We start from the raw sequence: 14,241 nt of genomic DNA, 5'->3' as shown, positions 1-14,241 counted from the left end.
CCCTGTTTTGTATATTTTCTTCCACCTTACTATACTACATTTCGGGTAAAAAAGATTCATTTTTTGACAAATAATTTATATCTTTTATCTTAATCAGTGGTGAAATTTAGAAATAAATCACGCACTCTAATAGAAGAAGATCAGAACACTTTAGCGCTGTGTCTCAGTATAGAGCTCGTAGAGAGTTCGATACAAGTTCGATAGACATGAGGTCTGACCTCTTGTGAGAATCCTATTATATCAACTTTAAATCTCTGACAAATTATTTCCAGTTCGATACAAGTTCGATACAAGTTCGTAGAGAGTTCGTAGAGCGCTCACTATACTTAGATATATAGATATTAGATATTTAGATAAAAGAATTAGTAGTAGTAGTTATATACACGCGCGCGTTAATTTTTCTTTTTCTGATCCTCTTCAAAACGTTTCCGCATTTTCTGATGAGCTTCAAACATAATTTCTAAATCGTCAATCGCATCCTCGATACTACCGCCATCCTGAAAAAACAGATGTTCCTTTTGCATGAACCAGTCCATGAGATATTTCTGGCGATCGGTGAGAGGTTTATCTGTCACCTGTTTAAAGTCTCGGCCCAGGAGATAGTTCAGATCAACGTCATAAAAATCAGCGATCAGCAGCAACGTGTCATAATCAGGCTGCCTGTGTCCTCGCTCGTAATTTGCATAAGTACCTCGGTTTATCTTCAAAAGCTTCGCAACTTCATCTTGAGTTAAGCCTTTTTGTTTTCTAAGGCTCTTTAATATTTCATTGAACATTATTATCGCCCCCTGTTTATCATTGCTATTATAACGTTTCTTTATGACACAAAAAATAAATGTTTCGAAAAGACGTTTTAGGTGTTGACTTTGTTTCTTTTTGACGATATTATGAGTATAAGCTTCAAAACGAAACAAAAAACGGAGGTGCAAAACATGAAAAAGAGAGTATGGCTTATCGAGCTGAGAGGGAGCAGAACACAACAAGAAATTGCCGAAATGATTGGTATTTCGAGAGGTGCGTATGCAAATATCGAGCTTGGCGAAAAGAATCCATCAGTTAACGTTGCGAAACGAATCGCTACAACACTCGAGTTTAACTGGACAAATTTTTTTGAAGATGATGTAGTCGAAACGAAACAAAAAGTCGCTAATTAAGGAGGCAGACATGTTAATTTCTCAGAACATCAGAAAGCACAGGAAGTTAAATAATTTCACAGTTAATCAAATGTGTGAGGCTTTGGGAGTTACGCAGTCGTGCTATTACCACTATGAGCAGGGCAAAAGGAATCCTGATGTATACACACTAAACAAAATCGCAAACGTACTTGGTGTCTCGATTCAAACGCTTTACGACGGTGTACCAGTAGAGATCAGAGAATTAGAAAGCAAAAATCCCCTTAACACAAGCATTGATGATAAAGCGGTTGATTATTCAGCCAAAAGGATCGCTAAACGAATTAAAAATCGCAGAGAAGAATTAGGGGCTTCGCAACGCCAATTAGCTGACGCTGTAAATTGTGATCACACTGCAATTTGTAGAATCGAAAATGGAAGTATGAAAATCAACGTTATGATCCTTATGAAAATAGCTGCCGCATTAAGATTGTCGCCAGTTGATTTAATTACCGATCGATACGGTGAAGAACAGAAAACATCATGAGAGCCTACACAAACTCAAAAAAAATAGTCGTATCGGTCATCATCGTGTTGCTGGTGATACTTTCGATTTGGTGGGAGGTGCAGAAGTGAATAAAGACATTGATATTGAAGCATGGGCTGATGAACTTTCAAATAGCAAACTTGACTTAATCGAATTGTTGCACAGTTACGTTGATCTGTTAGAAGAAAAGAAGAAAATTGATTCTCATGCTCCAGAAGGCAGGAATTACACAAACGCTCAATACGCCAAGTTGTTTCAAGAGAACCGTAAGTTAACTCAAATGATTGAAGAAGGTATCGGGTTTGAAGAATTACAAAATCCAGATGACCAAATACCACCGCATCAAAAATAAGGAGGCTTCCCAATGACAGCACTAACTGCATTATTCATATCATTTTCAATCATAGCTGTGATTATCCTCTTTAACATCTATCTGGCGATCAAGCATGAAGAAAATTAAACAACGCATCAGAGATCGACACTGGAACAAAGCAGACACGGAAGAACGGTTGAAGCAGTTGCAGGCGTGGCTGGCGGTTAACTTTTAGGAGGTGCAGGGATGAATGACAAAGAGAAACTTTTGATGACATTTGATTTACTTGGAATTCCTTATGAAGTAGAACAAAATTTCGTGTTGCTTAATGACGGGTATGATGAAAACTTTGTTGCGTTCACGTTTGATGAATATGGAAAATTCTACGAACTTACTGATGGCGAGAAAGCAGGTGCTAAATAATGACAACACTATCAAAATTCTTTGAAGGTCATGAAATTAGAATCCTGGACAAGCACGATGAATATTGGTTCGTTGCAGCAGATGTATGCAGGGTGCTTGAGCTTACAAATCCGACAATGGTATTGAGCAGACTTGAGCCTGACGAACGGTCTAAGTTCAACTTAGGGCGTCAGGGATTAACAAATGTGGTCAATGAACAAGGTCTTTATGAACTGATCTTTGCCAGCAGGAAGGCTGAAGCGAAAACATTTAAGCGCTGGATTAAGAAAGACGTTCTACCGACAATCCGCAAACATGGCGTCTACGCTACACCGGACAAAATGGAAGAAATGCTGAACGATCCAGACACGATGATCACAGTACTCCAAAAGCTGAAAGAAGAACGAGCTGAGAAAGAAAAGGCACAGCAGCAGATCAAACTGGACGAGCCTAAGGTTGCTCTAGCAAACGCATTTACAGCATCAAGGGATTCGGTGCTGATGAAAGACTTAGCAGTCACCCTTAATCAAAACGGTTATAAAACCGGAACCAATCGACTCTTTCATTGGATGAGAGAAGAGGGTTACCTCTGCAAGAAGGTCGGGGACATGTACAACCTTCCAACACAGAGGTCGATGGACCGGGGGCTATTCGAAGTTAAGAAAGGCGTTCGCAGTGGATCACAAGGAGAAATGAAGCAGACACGAACGACCTTGGTTACAGCGAAAGGTCAGATGTACTTTATCAATAAATTACTTGGACACCGCATTAAAGCGATGTGAAAGGAGAGAGGCGCAATGCTGAAAGTAGAACTGGATCTCGATCAGCTGCAGGCAGTCATTAAGGAATCAATTGATCAGGCATTTAAAGAACGTGATATGGCGAATCAATTGCCGCCAGTGTTATCTAAAACTGAATTTCAAGAAGTACTCGGCATCAGTCACTCAAAAGCAGTTGAGCTAATGAAGCGCGGTGACTTCCCGGTATTTAGAGAAGCTGGTCATCCAAAAGTGCCAACGAAGCAGCTGTTTGAATGGATCGACATGAACACCAAATGGGTTAAGCGAGAAACGAAATATCTAAACCGAGTAATTTAAGTATAAATCATTAACAAACTATATCGCGGTAGAAAGAGGGCGTTGAAAAATGACAATTGGTAACGTACTGAGAACGGAACGGGGCAGCCGATCTCAACAACAAATGGTGCTTGAATTGGAGCTTCCAATCTCAAGAGAGAGTTTATCTCAATACGAAAACAACAGAACAGAAATGCCAGCTGACATCAGCAGAATGATCTCAGAAAAAGCGCGTGATCCATGGTTCCACTTCAATATCGCAAGAGAGTACACAGGGTTCGGACCTAAAAAGCCGGACGGTAAGAAAGCCATATTGCATCCGTCAGCATGGAAAGAGATCGCAGTCAGAGAAATGCAGGAGGCGATCGAGTCATTGAACAGTTTTAACTTCGCACAGCCACTGGAAAGCATTGAGAACTGGCAGTATGAGGACTTGCAGAGAGTCGCAGATCAGGCGATAGATGCGCAGTATGCAGCAGGCAAGCTGATCGCAGTGCTCGCTGAATCATCGAAACTGGACATTGTGAGGGCGTATAAGGATAACGAGCGCAAGTTGATTGCTCGTGGTTATTACAAGGAGGGATAACGTGGAAGTCAGAGAGCTTTATGAAGACGATCATTTTGGCAAGACGCTTATGGTATGCAAGGACGGCAAAAGGCTTTTGGTGAAGCAGGAAACAACAATTGATGGGCTTGTGAGCTTGAGTCTGAAAGATGTTGTAGCGTTTCTAAAACTAATCAGAGAGGAGCAAAACAAAAATGTTGAGAGATCATCCAATGATCGAACAGGTTGAACGTCACGGCTATCCGCAGGACTACATTGATCGGGAAGAGATCATGGGCGTGGATTATTTCCAGGATGAGATTTGGGTAGGCGATAAGGTGATCGAGGACAACGGTGAAACGATTCTTGAGGACAACCTGGAACGGTATCTGGTGGAAGTTTTGGGGATGGAGATCAAGACACTTTAGGGGGTGCGGGGGAATGAACAATAGGAAAATAAAAAGTTTGAATCTGAATCAAGGAAGTCAGTATTGGATTGGCATGAAACATACTAGCGGCACCGTCACAGAGATAAAGGACAGAACAATTGAGTATGAGGATAGCATCGAATTCGTTTATGAAGTTTATATTGACGGACAGTTAGCGTTTGAAATCATTAACTGGTCAGTAGAAGTTGAATATCAGATCGAGGACAAATAAAAAGACCGTACAGAGGGCACTGAAACGGTCTGGCGTTGCTATATCGCTAATTCAATTATACATAGCAGCGCCTGAAAAAACAAGGAGGCGTGTTAGATGAGACAAATCAAATTCAGAGCATGGGATGAAGAAGAAAACAAAATGATTGAATGGCATGATGATTTCTTCCATGACACTTCAAAAGTTACAAGATATTCAGGTGATTTCAGCTATATCGAAATGCCATTAATGCAATACACCGGACTGAAAGACAAGAACGGTGTTGAGATATATGAGAATGACGTTGTAAAAGGCTATTGGTGGAGAAAAGGTGAGAAAAACCGATTCGTTGGTAGGGTCACTTATGTAATGTCCAGTTTCAGAGTTCGGGGTGTCAAGCAATATTTTGGTATGGATCAAGACCTCGATCCGACTTATGAAGTCATCGGCAACATTCACGAAAACCCTGAACTACTGGAGGCGACAAAATGAACTTCACATACAAAGGACAATCCATCTATCAGCCGCATCCAGATGACAGCGATACGATCCATTTCCTTTACGAATGGCTGAAGGATCATGAAAAGTCACTTGGTGGATCGGCAGCATATGAGCAGGTGCTTGAGCAATATCAGGAAGATCGGACTGAGTGGGAGATGCAGAGGACACTTCACCTCATCAAGGAGGCGTAAAGATTGAGCAGATCACGAAGCGAGAAGTCAGCGCTCGACCGCATTAAGAGCGAGCGTGACTATACCCAAAGACAGATCAAGGAGCTGCAGGAACGGATCAAGCACACGCTTGAGATGCTGACAACAGCAGAAGAGAACCTGGAGCATGAACAGGCTGTACTGAAAGAACTGAACCACTATATCGAGATATTGGAAGGAGAAGATACAGATGGCTGAAAAGAAGCAGACACTATTTGAACAGTTATTCTCCATCAACGTCAATGACAAGGTTGAGAAGAAAGCGAATCTGTCATACCTGTCATGGGCGTGGGCATGGGCTGAGGTCAAGAAGATTGATGAAAACGCAACTGTCACGATCCATGAGTTTCCGTTACCTGACAACACTGAGGTGAAAGTGCCATATCTGCAAACGTCAACAGGCTTTTATGTAAAGGTGACAGTCGAGATCAAAGGCAGGCAGGAAACGGAATGGCTGCCAGTCATGGATCACCGGAACAAAGCCATGATGAACCCGACAGCCTTTGAGGTGAACAAAGCACAGAAGCGTTGCATGGTGAAGGCGATCGGATTGCATGGTCTTGGCTTATATATCTATTCAGGCGAGGATCTGCCGGAAGAGGACAAGAAGCGTGCTGAAGAGGAGAAAAAGAAAGCGAATGAGCCAGTGCCAGCGACTGAGAACATGAAGAAGCTGATCTTTGCGAAGGCTGGCGAGCTTGCTGAGTTGTACGGCAACGATAAATCGCAGGATGATTTCATTGAGGCGCTTAAAGCAAAAATAGGCTTTGACAGCATGAAAACAGTGGATGCACAAAGAGGCACTGCTGCAGTCAAAATGCTTGATGTATGGATCAACAATAAAAAGCAACAGGAGGGACAAGCATCATGAAACTATCAGCACTAATGGATCTCAAAGACGACCTAACAGCCGCAAAGGATGGCAAGTACGTGCAGCATAAGGCGAAGAAGGTTGCAGTGGCTAAGGCGATTAAGAAGAGTAATGGCATTACGAAGAAGTTGCTGGGGATGATCGGATGATATCGAGAAGTGATATGGATTTCTTAGAAGAAGCTAAAAAGGCATTTGAAGAATCACCAGAGCTGGGAACTTATCGCAATGAAGGGATTTATAAAGGTGAAGAAACTACTCGCATTGCACTTAGATACGGAGAGGATCGGGCGGATATCATCATCTATCGGATTTCAGATAAGGTCGCTCATTTCTCGGATATTATTCAATCAGCGCCTAAGTTGGTGTTGGAACAAGAGGTTCAATCCTCAGAATCCAGTATTGATGAATATAAAAAGGTGCTCGAAAACTTATACCACTCCATTGATGGTGCTAGAGGTTCAGCGATTCCAGCAGGTGCTTTTCATGGAAGTATGAGTAGGGCGAAAGAGCTTCTTGAAAAAGATGGTTTATTAAAAAATTAAAGGAGCGAACAAATGGGATTCTTCAAACTCAATAGCAAGGTCCTCGATGAGCTTTGGAGCGATCCCATTGCTCTCAGGGCCTATCTCTTTCTGGCAAAGCGATCAAGCCATTTAGAAAGAGATGCTGGACATAATTACGACAATATCAAACTCGCACCCTATCAGGTCATTGTCGGCTCGATGGAAGCAGCTGTGGAAGTCTATCAGACAGAGGATGTCATCAAGAAGGATGCAGATAGGGTGTACAACGTGATTAAGAAGCTGGAACGACTCGGATTTATCAAACGAGAGCCATATAAGCGCAGGTTTACGATCATCACGCTGTTAGGCATGCAGGATGAGCCGAAAAGTGATTTAGCGAGTGAAGAGGACTATTACACTGTGCCTGAACCGGAACCTCTCAAACAGTCTGAAAAGGAGACTGAGAGTGTACCCGATAAGCCAAAGAACGCATTCAAAGTATTCGAAGAAAACTGGGGTATGATGCCACCACTGATGATTGAGGATGTCGGACATGAAATAGATGAGATCGATCAGGCTGGCGGTGATGGTGACGGATTAGTCATTGCAGCTATTAAGGTGGCGGTATCAGCTCAAGCTCCGTGGCGGTTCGCTAAAGGCGTGCTGCTGAAATGGCGCAACGCGAATGTGCTGACAGTTGATCAGGCTAGAGCATTTACAAGGAAGCATGAGAATGAGGTGCAACAGAGTAAGCAACAGAAACCGCAGTATAACGGATATGGCAAGAAGCCAGGGCGAAAAGAGAAGGTTCCTGAGTGGTTTAATCAGCCGGATGAAGATGAACAGATGACACCTGAGCAGATCAATGAGTTAGAACAATACAGGCGCGAGAGAGCGCAGAAGCAGGGAGGTGGATAAAGTGCAAATCACAAAGGAGAAACGCAAGGAGCTTTACGAAGAGATTGAGCGCATTGAACAGTCTCATTGCAATCATTGCCCGGACTGGATTCCGCCTCAGAGAACAAATCCTAATAAAGCGTGCGCAGGCTGTCCTTTCTATCAAGAGATACGCATGATTGGCGAAACGCTTAGTCCTACGATCATGAACATTCCAAGAGGCAGGAGAGGGAGCTATCAGCCTAAGAGGAGATATTTCAGAGAGTTTCCGTTCAATCTGACTGAATACAGAGATTTCATGAGCAATGGCGGTTCCAGAAGATCGTTTGGAGAACTGCACAATATGAACTTTGCTGACATCACGAGTGCCATTAAAACACTTGAGGGTAGAGAGCGTCGTGAAAAGATACGTCAGAGTAAAGCGCAGAAAGTCAGTGGATAAAGAGAAGCTGGTGACGATTGAGGTGTTTAACAGCAAGGTTGAGGGTGCTGATTATATTATTTTTGAGGGGTGTAATAAATAATGGGGAGTTTTATTGATTACACAGGGACAAGGTTCGGCAGACTTTTGGCTATTGAATACAAAAGAGAAAATAAAAAATCTTATTGGCTTTGTGAATGTGAGTGTGGAGAACAAAAGTGGATTTTAAGAGATTCGTTATCAAGTGGTAAAAGTAAAAGTTGTGGCTGTTTAAGAAAACAAATAGTTTCAGAATTAAAGACTGCTAACACTTACAAACACAAGAGGTTATATCGAATTTGGTTGAGTATGAGGGATAGATGCAACAACAAAAACAATGGATCTTACCGGAGATATGGATTTAGGGGTATAAAAGTTGATTCTGTGTGGGACAACTTCGACAATTTTTACGAATGGTCTATGAACAATGGATACAATGATGAGCTTTCTATTGACAGGGTTAATAATAACAAAGGCTATTCTCCAGATAATTGCAGATGGGTCGATAATTTCGTTCAAGCCAATAATACAATCAATAATGTTTTCGTTGAAATAGAAGGAAAAATATTAACATTAGCTCAACAAGCAAAGAAGTATGGCATACCCTATGCTGCTATTTATTACAGGCATAAACAAGGCGTAAAAGGCAAAGATCTAGTTTCAAAATCAAAAAAAGAAAAAATAATGGTGAATTATGAATCTGAAACATTATGTCTGAAAGAATGGTCAAGAAAAACTGGTATAAGTTACGGAGCTTTAACTCATAGATACAAATCAGGTGATCGAGGGACTGATTTATTCAGACCAGTAGATCCAGTGTTAAGCGCAAAGGCAAAGAGTAACAAAAAACAGAAAACAGAGGTGCAATGATGATTAATCAGGTGGTTTTGGTTGGAAGATTGGTAGCAGATTTGGATTTGAGGTACACCCAGGCGGGCAAGGCTGTAGCTTCAGGCAGGATTGCAGTGAACAGGCCATTCAAAAGCCAATCAGGTGATCAAGAGGCTGACTTTATTAGCTTAAATATATGGGGGCGTAGCGCTGAGAATGCTGCCAATTTCACTAAGAAAGGTTCATTGATTGGTATAACTGGCAGGATCAACACAAGGAATTACGAGAATAGCGAAGGCAAAAGAGTGTTTGTAACTGAAGTTTCAGCGGATAACATTCAATTTCTTGAGCCTAAGGGTAGCAATCAGCAACAGGAGCAGCAGAGAGAACATAAACCGCAGGAGAATAAGCAACCTGATGTATCAAAAGATCCGTTCTCGAATGACGGCCAGCCGATTGATATCTCAGATGATGATCTCCCATTCTGAGGTGACACGTGAACCAAGACAGAGAACAACTCATCGGCCTACTAAACTTAGTCACGACATGGAGCATTGAATATATCGAGAGTTTGACAGATGAACAGCTTGAAAGAGAGTGGAATAAACGATGTCAGGAGGAAGATCGATGCTAACAACAGTTATCTCAAGAATGAGAGAAGAAGAGCTTTTGCAGGCAGTCCAGGATCTAAAAGACAGAGGGTTTGAACAACAGGGTGAGATCGTCAGAGAGTTTTCAGCGCCAAAGCGTTTTAGTTCGGCCCAGAAGAAGCGTTTTAAGTTTGAAGAGAATGATCAGTGCGTGATGTACCGGGTAAAGATGGTCAAAACTCGATCAGATGTGAAGAAGTCGGAGCTTACGCAGAAACTTGAGATTCATCAACATGACATCATCAGCTTGTTTAAAGAAGCACTCAGAATTGAAGAAGCTGCCATTCATGAGGCAGATAAGCTCTGGACAGACATTGAGCGTGAGAGACGTAAAAATGAAGCGCTGCAGATGGAGAACGACGCACTAAGAAAAGTTTTGCTGGAGCTATATAAAGAAGAGTTGAAAGAGCAGCCGAAAGTATACAAGAATCCACTGAAAGGCAACTACCCGGCTTATACATACGTCGGGCGCAGAAAGATTGAGATCGGGCGATTCGATACAGAAAAGGAAGCCAAGGCGGCTGAAGATAATGCTAGAGGGGTGCTCGAAGCGTGAATCTATTAAACATGTACAATGCACAACGTCAACTAGACGAACATATTGAACAGGAGCATCCGAGGCAATTAGGCGAGGACAGGCTACTGAAAAAGAAAATTGCGCTGCTGGTTGAGATCGGGGAAATGGCAAACGAATGGAGAGGCTTCAAGTTTTGGACCCATAAGCAAATGAACAGACAGAAAACGCTTGAAGAGTTCGTGGATGGTATTCACTTCTTCTTGAGTTTAGGGAATGAGATGGAACTTAAACTCGAGAGAATCAATTTGTTTAAACATAAAACAACACTTGAATGTTTGCTGGATGTATATGAAACAGTGACAACGATCAATCACGGTCAGGAATATCAATATCACCTGGCATTCAGTAGATTTTTGCAATTAGGCGAGTTGATGGGATTCACAGAAGAAGAGATTGAACATGCTTATTATGCTAAAAATCAGTTGAATCACGCTAGACAGGAGAACGCTTACTGATGATAAAGGGTCATAAATACCGTCCAGTCGTCACAGTCGCAAAGGTTAAAAATGAAGTGCCTACCGTGATACAGGTGTCAGGCAGAAGGTATGTGCTGGATCATGTAGATACGAAAAAATAGGAGGGGAGAACATGCCAGTTAAAAGAGCAGAAAGAGTGGAGGTTCCTTTTGACTTAGAGACATACGAGAGTTTAAGAGATCAAGGCAAGAAACGCAGCAGCATTGCAGATGATTTTGACATTACCTTACAGCAACTTGACAAGTATCTAAATGCATTACGCCAAAGAGAGCTTAAAGATCCTGAAAAGCGTGCTAATCGCAATAGGAATAGAGAGCTTATCACTGATCGGTCTGGAAAGGTGATCATCGGTAAATACGAGGTCGATTTTGACAGGATCAAAAAGGGTGAGATCGGTGAGTACTACGCCTGGACTAAAAACCGCGTCACCGGCAAGGAAAACTGGATGCGTTACACATCTATTCGCAGAGTGGAGAAAAGTGGTGCTAAACAAGATGTGCAGGAGAAGCGTTTTAAAGCGAGTGTAACGATCGGAAAGAGACAAATAGATATAGGTTATTACGAGACAAAAGAACAAGCGAGAGAAGCTGAGAGAAACGCCATGCAAGCATTATATCCGGGGAGGGTTTCATGATGGTAGAAGCTATTGATAATTGGGTAGATAAAATACCTAAAAAAGGGATTATTGTTCCTGATCCGATAGATCATAACACCGAATTTGTTATGCAGGCAATAAAAGAGCGCGATGAATTAAAAGAACGTTTCGAGAATCAGCCTCTAATGGTCACCAAAACGAAATACGACGAATTGAAAAAGCGTGAAGAGTATCTGGCAGCGCGTGTGCTTGAATTACAGGCTGATAACGACAGACTGAATAATCTAGCTATCAATACAGATGTCGCGCTTCAGAACGAGCGATACCGGTCAAATAAGCAGGCTGATGAGTTGAAGGAAATGAGCAAGCTGAAAGAGGAAGTCAAGAGGCTGAGAAAAGCTGTTCAGTTTTACGTGGGAGGGTGATTCAATGAAGAAAAACGCCAATCTCGGAAAAGCATTCGAGCAGATGGTTGAGCGCTCTAATCAAGTGTACAAGCAGAAAGGCATTGCGCTGGTCGATAAGATCCCGACAGAGGTTACAGTGATGAGAAAAGGCAAACAGATCACCGGGGCATTCTTCAAGAGCAGAAGCACAGTTGATTTCGTTGGGCTGTCACATGGCAGAGGCATAGCATTTGATGCTAAAAGCACGAAGCAAACAACCAGGTTCCCACTCAACAATATTGAGCAGCATCAGATTGACTTCCTGAAGAAGTGGAAGGATCAGGGTGGCATCAGCTTCATATTGGTTCATTTTGAGAAGCACAGGGAAACGTATCTGCTGCAGTTTGATGATCTACTGGAAGCGTGGCAGAAGGCACAGGCAGGCGGTGCGAAGTCGATTAAGTATGAGTGGTTCCCGATTCATTGTGATCAGGTGAAGAGTAGTAATGGGGTGCTGTTGGATTATATCAGGTTATTGAAGGTGGTGTGAACATGATAAAGACATCAACATTAATCATTCCGAACATCGGGAGAGTAAGACCGGACATAGAAGGAATTGTGATTCAATCTGCAATGGATGCAATCGGCACTGTTCTGGCTAAAGAATTGAAGTCAGGTCATTTAACACATTTGAATGATTACGAAACTAACGAGCTTGTAAATCGTTTCAGGAAAGAAGTGCGTTCGACTGTTCGTGATAGCTTGGAGTGTCCAGTAAGCGAATGGAATGATAAGAGTCTATGAAATCATTCTTAATCAAAGTGAACGACTCATACTATGCTGGCGAACATGAAGATACAACTCCAACTCCACGACCAGGATCAGGGTGGTACTGCAACAGAGGTGACTCAAACGTCATATTCTTTGAGAACGATAGATTAAAAGCAAAAGAGATAGAATCATTGATCAATCTCAACAGCCACTGGCAGCGAATTTATAACGCAATGAAGTATGACGGATTAGAGGCGTGGCGTATTGAGATAATCGAGATCTGAGAGGTGTCATCATGACTGAAAAAGAGCTTGTGGAAAAGGGGATTCCTTACGTGATTGTGTGCAGTGATGGCAGGCGTGAGATACATACGCTTGAGCCGCACAGCAAGACCACGATCATCACGCATCAGGGTAAGGTGGACAGGATTGAGAGTAATGTGAGTATTAAGTTTAAGGGGCGGTGAAAGCGTGGTGCGGATTATTCTTAAATGTGGTTATGAAATCAACGTTTTGAACGATAAGTCTGTAAAAGAAATCAGAGATTCTATTCTGGCAGGTTCGGATTTCGTAGGGATCGGAGAAAGTTTTATCAGAGCTGAAGATATATCAGCGGTTTTAGTTCCTTATAAAAATAGCAATGGCAGGTTAAATCATGAAGGAATATAAAAAGCTCCAGATTATCAAACATGCTTTACGGCATTATATCGAAAGACCGGATGCTGAACCTAAAGACATAGCAACTGAGAAACGATTGCTTGATGAAGTCACTGAAGATGTAAATGACTTAAAGGAACGTTACAGAATTAAATAATCCTACTGGAAAACCAGAGGAGCTTGAAGCAAAGACCTTGTGAGAGAGGCGCTCTTTGCTTTTGGCTCCTTTTCTCATTTTAAGGGGGAATTGTTGATGAATAAAGAGCAGATTAGCAAATTGATTCATGATTACCATTGGATGGTTGCTTTATTAGTAGATGAGCGCAAGCAGCTGCTGTCCAGTCTCGGAATGGTTGCTCAAGGCGGTATTGAATCAGCAATGCCTAAAGGTCAGGGAAATCATTCAGATCCGATCTATAACGAAGTGATCCGCATGGAGAAAGAGCAGAAGCACTATGACAAGATCAGGCAGAAGGTGCTGTTTATTCAAAATAGGATTGATCATATTCACAACGATAAGGACAGATCGGTGCTTGCCTATATGCTGCAGGGTCAGAGCTACACTGAAATATCGGTCAGACTTAATATGAGCGTGGATGAGGTCAGAGGGTGCAAAAGGCGTATCGTTAAAGCGCTACATAATGCCCATGAATCCCACAATTCCCAGAAGGTCGCTAACTGATATTCCGCACCTGTAAAATGGAAGGCAGGACGGGGAGTCGAATTTAATGGAGCGAAAGCGACAAGTCACTTCCCGGTATAAATCCCTTAGCTACTGTATGTATAACAACTGTTAAGGGGAGATGCTATGAATACTTTGGTTGGTAAGCCATAGCTAATATGATCGGCTGGTCACTTCGTTGCTCAGTCCAAAGAGCCGGGATGCGTCTTGGCTCTTTTATAAACATTCACCACTAGATTTCTTGTATAATAATATCAAGGCGGTGATGTCGTGGAAGAATACAATTGGGAAGGTCCGGTGGATTTCTACACAGCTTTTAGAGCTTGGGTGGAGCATGATAAAACGATCATGTCACTGTATAAATCCGATGGTGTAATACTGGATCGTAATTTCATGTTAGGTAGTATGGCTAAATCCTATAATATTAGCAAAATATCAGTAATTAGACACGAATGGTATATAGAGAAAGACTAAAGCATCCTTAGGGATGCTTTTTATTATGCACAAATGAGGTGCGATATGAAAATCACAGACAAGCAAT

33 protein-coding genes are annotated in these 14,241 nt (G+C 42.1%); 32 read left to right on the top strand and 1 reads right to left on the bottom strand.

Features of this window, described 5'->3' with window-relative positions:
* Positions 1–392: 392 nt before the first annotated feature.
* Positions 393–776 (bottom strand): helix-turn-helix domain-containing protein, encoded by a 384-nt coding sequence (locus tag DH10bf12_RS17270; RefSeq protein WP_471736453.1) that lies wholly within the window; start codon positions 774–776, stop codon positions 393–395.
* Between the two features lie 156 nt (positions 777–932).
* Here DH10bf12_RS17270 and DH10bf12_RS17265 point away from each other — a divergent pair, with 156 nt between their 5' ends.
* From DH10bf12_RS17265 to DH10bf12_RS17110, 32 genes are all read left to right on the top strand, one after another.
* Entirely contained in the window at positions 933–1,154 is a 222-nt protein-coding gene (locus DH10bf12_RS17265; protein WP_471736452.1) for a helix-turn-helix transcriptional regulator, read from the top strand.
* Positions 1,155–1,164: 10 nt separating this feature from the next.
* A complete protein-coding gene (locus DH10bf12_RS17260) occupies positions 1,165–1,659 on the top strand; it encodes a helix-turn-helix domain-containing protein (protein WP_471736451.1) in 495 nt (164 codons plus the stop codon).
* 85 nt (positions 1,660–1,744) lie between these two features.
* Positions 1,745–2,011: a hypothetical protein gene (locus DH10bf12_RS17255; RefSeq protein ID WP_471736450.1), complete on the top strand. Its 267-nt coding sequence runs from the start codon at positions 1,745–1,747 to the stop codon at positions 2,009–2,011.
* A gap of 207 nt (positions 2,012–2,218) precedes the next feature.
* Positions 2,219–2,395 (top strand): hypothetical protein, encoded by a 177-nt coding sequence (locus tag DH10bf12_RS17250; RefSeq protein ID WP_471736449.1) that lies wholly within the window; start codon positions 2,219–2,221, stop codon positions 2,393–2,395.
* Positions 2,395–3,156, top strand: coding sequence for a phage antirepressor (locus tag DH10bf12_RS17245; protein WP_471736448.1), 762 nt, complete (start codon positions 2,395–2,397; stop codon positions 3,154–3,156). The genes DH10bf12_RS17250 and DH10bf12_RS17245 overlap by 1 nt, the downstream gene beginning before the upstream one ends.
* Before the next feature lie 15 nt (positions 3,157–3,171).
* The gene (locus DH10bf12_RS17240; protein WP_471736447.1) at positions 3,172–3,471 is read left to right on the top strand and encodes a DNA-binding protein; all 300 of its coding nucleotides are present in this window, start codon (positions 3,172–3,174) and stop codon (positions 3,469–3,471) included.
* Positions 3,472–3,520: 49 nt separating this feature from the next.
* Positions 3,521–4,036 carry a hypothetical protein gene (locus DH10bf12_RS17235; RefSeq protein WP_471736446.1) on the top strand — a complete coding sequence of 172 codons (516 nt, stop codon included), beginning with the start codon at positions 3,521–3,523 and terminating at the stop codon, positions 4,034–4,036.
* Between the two features lies 1 nt (position 4,037).
* The gene (locus DH10bf12_RS17230) at positions 4,038–4,244 is read left to right on the top strand and encodes a hypothetical protein (protein WP_471736445.1); all 207 of its coding nucleotides are present in this window, start codon (positions 4,038–4,040) and stop codon (positions 4,242–4,244) included.
* A complete protein-coding gene (locus DH10bf12_RS17225) occupies positions 4,210–4,422 on the top strand; it encodes a YqaI family protein (RefSeq protein ID WP_471736444.1) in 213 nt (70 codons plus the stop codon). Before DH10bf12_RS17230 ends, DH10bf12_RS17225 begins: the two co-directional genes overlap by 35 nt.
* A 13-nt stretch (positions 4,423–4,435) precedes the next feature.
* Complete coding sequence (locus DH10bf12_RS17220) at positions 4,436–4,654, top strand: hypothetical protein (RefSeq protein ID WP_471736443.1); 219 nt, start codon at positions 4,436–4,438, stop codon at positions 4,652–4,654.
* A gap of 96 nt (positions 4,655–4,750) precedes the next feature.
* Positions 4,751–5,125: a YopX family protein gene (locus tag DH10bf12_RS17215; protein ID WP_471736442.1), complete on the top strand. Its 375-nt coding sequence runs from the start codon at positions 4,751–4,753 to the stop codon at positions 5,123–5,125.
* Positions 5,122–5,325, top strand: coding sequence for a hypothetical protein (locus DH10bf12_RS17210; protein ID WP_471736441.1), 204 nt, complete (start codon positions 5,122–5,124; stop codon positions 5,323–5,325). Before DH10bf12_RS17215 ends, DH10bf12_RS17210 begins: the two co-directional genes overlap by 4 nt.
* 3 nt (positions 5,326–5,328) lie before the next feature.
* Positions 5,329–5,541 (top strand): hypothetical protein, encoded by a 213-nt coding sequence (locus DH10bf12_RS17205; protein WP_471736440.1) that lies wholly within the window; start codon positions 5,329–5,331, stop codon positions 5,539–5,541.
* Positions 5,534–6,214 (top strand): Sak single strand annealing protein, encoded by a 681-nt coding sequence (locus tag DH10bf12_RS17200; protein WP_471736439.1) that lies wholly within the window; start codon positions 5,534–5,536, stop codon positions 6,212–6,214. The genes DH10bf12_RS17205 and DH10bf12_RS17200 overlap by 8 nt, the downstream gene beginning before the upstream one ends.
* Positions 6,211–6,363: a hypothetical protein gene (locus DH10bf12_RS17195; RefSeq protein WP_471736438.1), complete on the top strand. Its 153-nt coding sequence runs from the start codon at positions 6,211–6,213 to the stop codon at positions 6,361–6,363. The genes DH10bf12_RS17200 and DH10bf12_RS17195 overlap by 4 nt, the downstream gene beginning before the upstream one ends.
* On the top strand, positions 6,360–6,758 hold the full coding sequence (locus DH10bf12_RS17190) for a hypothetical protein (RefSeq protein ID WP_471736437.1): 399 nt from the start codon (positions 6,360–6,362) through the stop codon (positions 6,756–6,758). Before DH10bf12_RS17195 ends, DH10bf12_RS17190 begins: the two co-directional genes overlap by 4 nt.
* A gap of 12 nt (positions 6,759–6,770) precedes the next feature.
* Entirely contained in the window at positions 6,771–7,637 is an 867-nt protein-coding gene (locus DH10bf12_RS17185; protein WP_471736436.1) for a DnaD domain-containing protein, read from the top strand.
* 1 nt (position 7,638) lies between these two features.
* Complete coding sequence (locus tag DH10bf12_RS17180; protein ID WP_471736435.1) at positions 7,639–8,058, top strand: hypothetical protein; 420 nt, start codon at positions 7,639–7,641, stop codon at positions 8,056–8,058.
* An 81-nt stretch (positions 8,059–8,139) separates the two neighbouring features.
* Complete coding sequence (locus DH10bf12_RS17175; protein WP_471736434.1) at positions 8,140–8,946, top strand: hypothetical protein; 807 nt, start codon at positions 8,140–8,142, stop codon at positions 8,944–8,946.
* Positions 8,946–9,395 (top strand): single-stranded DNA-binding protein, encoded by a 450-nt coding sequence (ssb, locus tag DH10bf12_RS17170; RefSeq protein WP_471736433.1) that lies wholly within the window; start codon positions 8,946–8,948, stop codon positions 9,393–9,395. Before DH10bf12_RS17175 ends, ssb begins: the two co-directional genes overlap by 1 nt.
* 139 nt (positions 9,396–9,534) lie before the next feature.
* Complete coding sequence (locus tag DH10bf12_RS17165) at positions 9,535–10,113, top strand: hypothetical protein (protein WP_471736432.1); 579 nt, start codon at positions 9,535–9,537, stop codon at positions 10,111–10,113.
* On the top strand, positions 10,110–10,589 hold the full coding sequence (locus DH10bf12_RS17160) for a dUTP diphosphatase (RefSeq protein ID WP_471736431.1): 480 nt from the start codon (positions 10,110–10,112) through the stop codon (positions 10,587–10,589). The genes DH10bf12_RS17165 and DH10bf12_RS17160 overlap by 4 nt, the downstream gene beginning before the upstream one ends.
* Positions 10,589–10,711, top strand: a complete 123-nt coding sequence (locus tag DH10bf12_RS17155) for a hypothetical protein (RefSeq protein ID WP_471736430.1) — start codon at positions 10,589–10,591, stop codon at positions 10,709–10,711. The genes DH10bf12_RS17160 and DH10bf12_RS17155 overlap by 1 nt, the downstream gene beginning before the upstream one ends.
* Before the next feature lie 11 nt (positions 10,712–10,722).
* Positions 10,723–11,244: a hypothetical protein gene (locus DH10bf12_RS17150; protein ID WP_471736429.1), complete on the top strand. Its 522-nt coding sequence runs from the start codon at positions 10,723–10,725 to the stop codon at positions 11,242–11,244.
* Positions 11,244–11,630 (top strand): hypothetical protein, encoded by a 387-nt coding sequence (locus DH10bf12_RS17145; protein ID WP_471736428.1) that lies wholly within the window; start codon positions 11,244–11,246, stop codon positions 11,628–11,630. The genes DH10bf12_RS17150 and DH10bf12_RS17145 overlap by 1 nt, the downstream gene beginning before the upstream one ends.
* Before the next feature lie 4 nt (positions 11,631–11,634).
* Positions 11,635–12,141 (top strand): Holliday junction resolvase RecU, encoded by a 507-nt coding sequence (gene recU / locus DH10bf12_RS17140; RefSeq protein WP_471736427.1) that lies wholly within the window; start codon positions 11,635–11,637, stop codon positions 12,139–12,141.
* A gap of 2 nt (positions 12,142–12,143) precedes the next feature.
* Entirely contained in the window at positions 12,144–12,395 is a 252-nt protein-coding gene (locus tag DH10bf12_RS17135) for a hypothetical protein (RefSeq protein ID WP_471736426.1), read from the top strand.
* Between the two features lie 262 nt (positions 12,396–12,657).
* Complete coding sequence (locus DH10bf12_RS17130; protein ID WP_471736425.1) at positions 12,658–12,828, top strand: XtrA/YqaO family protein; 171 nt, start codon at positions 12,658–12,660, stop codon at positions 12,826–12,828.
* A gap of 4 nt (positions 12,829–12,832) precedes the next feature.
* A complete protein-coding gene (locus DH10bf12_RS17125) occupies positions 12,833–13,030 on the top strand; it encodes a hypothetical protein (protein WP_471736424.1) in 198 nt (65 codons plus the stop codon).
* A complete protein-coding gene (locus DH10bf12_RS17120) occupies positions 13,017–13,175 on the top strand; it encodes a hypothetical protein (RefSeq protein ID WP_471736423.1) in 159 nt (52 codons plus the stop codon). Before DH10bf12_RS17125 ends, DH10bf12_RS17120 begins: the two co-directional genes overlap by 14 nt.
* Positions 13,176–13,271: 96 nt before the next feature.
* Positions 13,272–13,700, top strand: a complete 429-nt coding sequence (locus DH10bf12_RS17115) for a helix-turn-helix transcriptional regulator (RefSeq protein WP_471736422.1) — start codon at positions 13,272–13,274, stop codon at positions 13,698–13,700.
* A gap of 270 nt (positions 13,701–13,970) precedes the next feature.
* On the top strand, positions 13,971–14,174 hold the full coding sequence (locus DH10bf12_RS17110; RefSeq protein ID WP_471736421.1) for a hypothetical protein: 204 nt from the start codon (positions 13,971–13,973) through the stop codon (positions 14,172–14,174).
* Positions 14,175–14,241: the final 67 nt, after the last annotated feature.

The sequence above is a fragment of the Jeotgalibacillus sp. 10bf12 genome (assembly GCF_055597105.1).
The sequence above is the reverse complement of the archived record's forward strand: the minus strand, read 5'-3'. Positions and strand labels throughout refer to the sequence as shown.

What these genes read in the sequence shown, in the direction of transcription:
- DH10bf12_RS17270 (WP_471736453.1), bottom strand. Translation starts at nt 776, where the DNA reads ATGTTCAATGAAATATTAAAGAGCCTTAGAAAACAAAAAGGCTTAACT.
- DH10bf12_RS17265 (WP_471736452.1), top strand. Translation starts at nt 933, where the DNA reads ATGAAAAAGAGAGTATGGCTTATCGAGCTGAGAGGGAGCAGAACACAA.
- DH10bf12_RS17260 (WP_471736451.1), top strand. Translation starts at nt 1,165, where the DNA reads ATGTTAATTTCTCAGAACATCAGAAAGCACAGGAAGTTAAATAATTTC.
- DH10bf12_RS17250 (WP_471736449.1), top strand. Translation starts at nt 2,219, where the DNA reads ATGAATGACAAAGAGAAACTTTTGATGACATTTGATTTACTTGGAATT.
- DH10bf12_RS17245 (WP_471736448.1), top strand. Translation starts at nt 2,395, where the DNA reads ATGACAACACTATCAAAATTCTTTGAAGGTCATGAAATTAGAATCCTG.
- DH10bf12_RS17240 (WP_471736447.1), top strand. Translation starts at nt 3,172, where the DNA reads ATGCTGAAAGTAGAACTGGATCTCGATCAGCTGCAGGCAGTCATTAAG.
- DH10bf12_RS17235 (WP_471736446.1), top strand. Translation starts at nt 3,521, where the DNA reads ATGACAATTGGTAACGTACTGAGAACGGAACGGGGCAGCCGATCTCAA.
- DH10bf12_RS17225 (WP_471736444.1), top strand. Translation starts at nt 4,210, where the DNA reads ATGTTGAGAGATCATCCAATGATCGAACAGGTTGAACGTCACGGCTAT.
- DH10bf12_RS17220 (WP_471736443.1), top strand. Translation starts at nt 4,436, where the DNA reads ATGAACAATAGGAAAATAAAAAGTTTGAATCTGAATCAAGGAAGTCAG.
- DH10bf12_RS17215 (WP_471736442.1), top strand. Translation starts at nt 4,751, where the DNA reads ATGAGACAAATCAAATTCAGAGCATGGGATGAAGAAGAAAACAAAATG.
- DH10bf12_RS17210 (WP_471736441.1), top strand. Translation starts at nt 5,122, where the DNA reads ATGAACTTCACATACAAAGGACAATCCATCTATCAGCCGCATCCAGAT.
- DH10bf12_RS17200 (WP_471736439.1), top strand. Translation starts at nt 5,534, where the DNA reads ATGGCTGAAAAGAAGCAGACACTATTTGAACAGTTATTCTCCATCAAC.
- DH10bf12_RS17195 (WP_471736438.1), top strand. Translation starts at nt 6,211, where the DNA reads ATGAAACTATCAGCACTAATGGATCTCAAAGACGACCTAACAGCCGCA.
- DH10bf12_RS17190 (WP_471736437.1), top strand. Translation starts at nt 6,360, where the DNA reads ATGATATCGAGAAGTGATATGGATTTCTTAGAAGAAGCTAAAAAGGCA.
- DH10bf12_RS17185 (WP_471736436.1), top strand. Translation starts at nt 6,771, where the DNA reads ATGGGATTCTTCAAACTCAATAGCAAGGTCCTCGATGAGCTTTGGAGC.
- DH10bf12_RS17175 (WP_471736434.1), top strand. Translation starts at nt 8,140, where the DNA reads ATGGGGAGTTTTATTGATTACACAGGGACAAGGTTCGGCAGACTTTTG.
- ssb (WP_471736433.1), top strand. Translation starts at nt 8,946, where the DNA reads ATGATTAATCAGGTGGTTTTGGTTGGAAGATTGGTAGCAGATTTGGAT.
- DH10bf12_RS17165 (WP_471736432.1), top strand. Translation starts at nt 9,535, where the DNA reads ATGCTAACAACAGTTATCTCAAGAATGAGAGAAGAAGAGCTTTTGCAG.
- DH10bf12_RS17155 (WP_471736430.1), top strand. Translation starts at nt 10,589, where the DNA reads ATGATAAAGGGTCATAAATACCGTCCAGTCGTCACAGTCGCAAAGGTT.
- DH10bf12_RS17150 (WP_471736429.1), top strand. Translation starts at nt 10,723, where the DNA reads ATGCCAGTTAAAAGAGCAGAAAGAGTGGAGGTTCCTTTTGACTTAGAG.
- DH10bf12_RS17145 (WP_471736428.1), top strand. Translation starts at nt 11,244, where the DNA reads ATGGTAGAAGCTATTGATAATTGGGTAGATAAAATACCTAAAAAAGGG.
- recU (WP_471736427.1), top strand. Translation starts at nt 11,635, where the DNA reads ATGAAGAAAAACGCCAATCTCGGAAAAGCATTCGAGCAGATGGTTGAG.
- DH10bf12_RS17135 (WP_471736426.1), top strand. Translation starts at nt 12,144, where the DNA reads ATGATAAAGACATCAACATTAATCATTCCGAACATCGGGAGAGTAAGA.
- DH10bf12_RS17130 (WP_471736425.1), top strand. Translation starts at nt 12,658, where the DNA reads ATGACTGAAAAAGAGCTTGTGGAAAAGGGGATTCCTTACGTGATTGTG.
- DH10bf12_RS17120 (WP_471736423.1), top strand. Translation starts at nt 13,017, where the DNA reads ATGAAGGAATATAAAAAGCTCCAGATTATCAAACATGCTTTACGGCAT.
- DH10bf12_RS17115 (WP_471736422.1), top strand. Translation starts at nt 13,272, where the DNA reads ATGAATAAAGAGCAGATTAGCAAATTGATTCATGATTACCATTGGATG.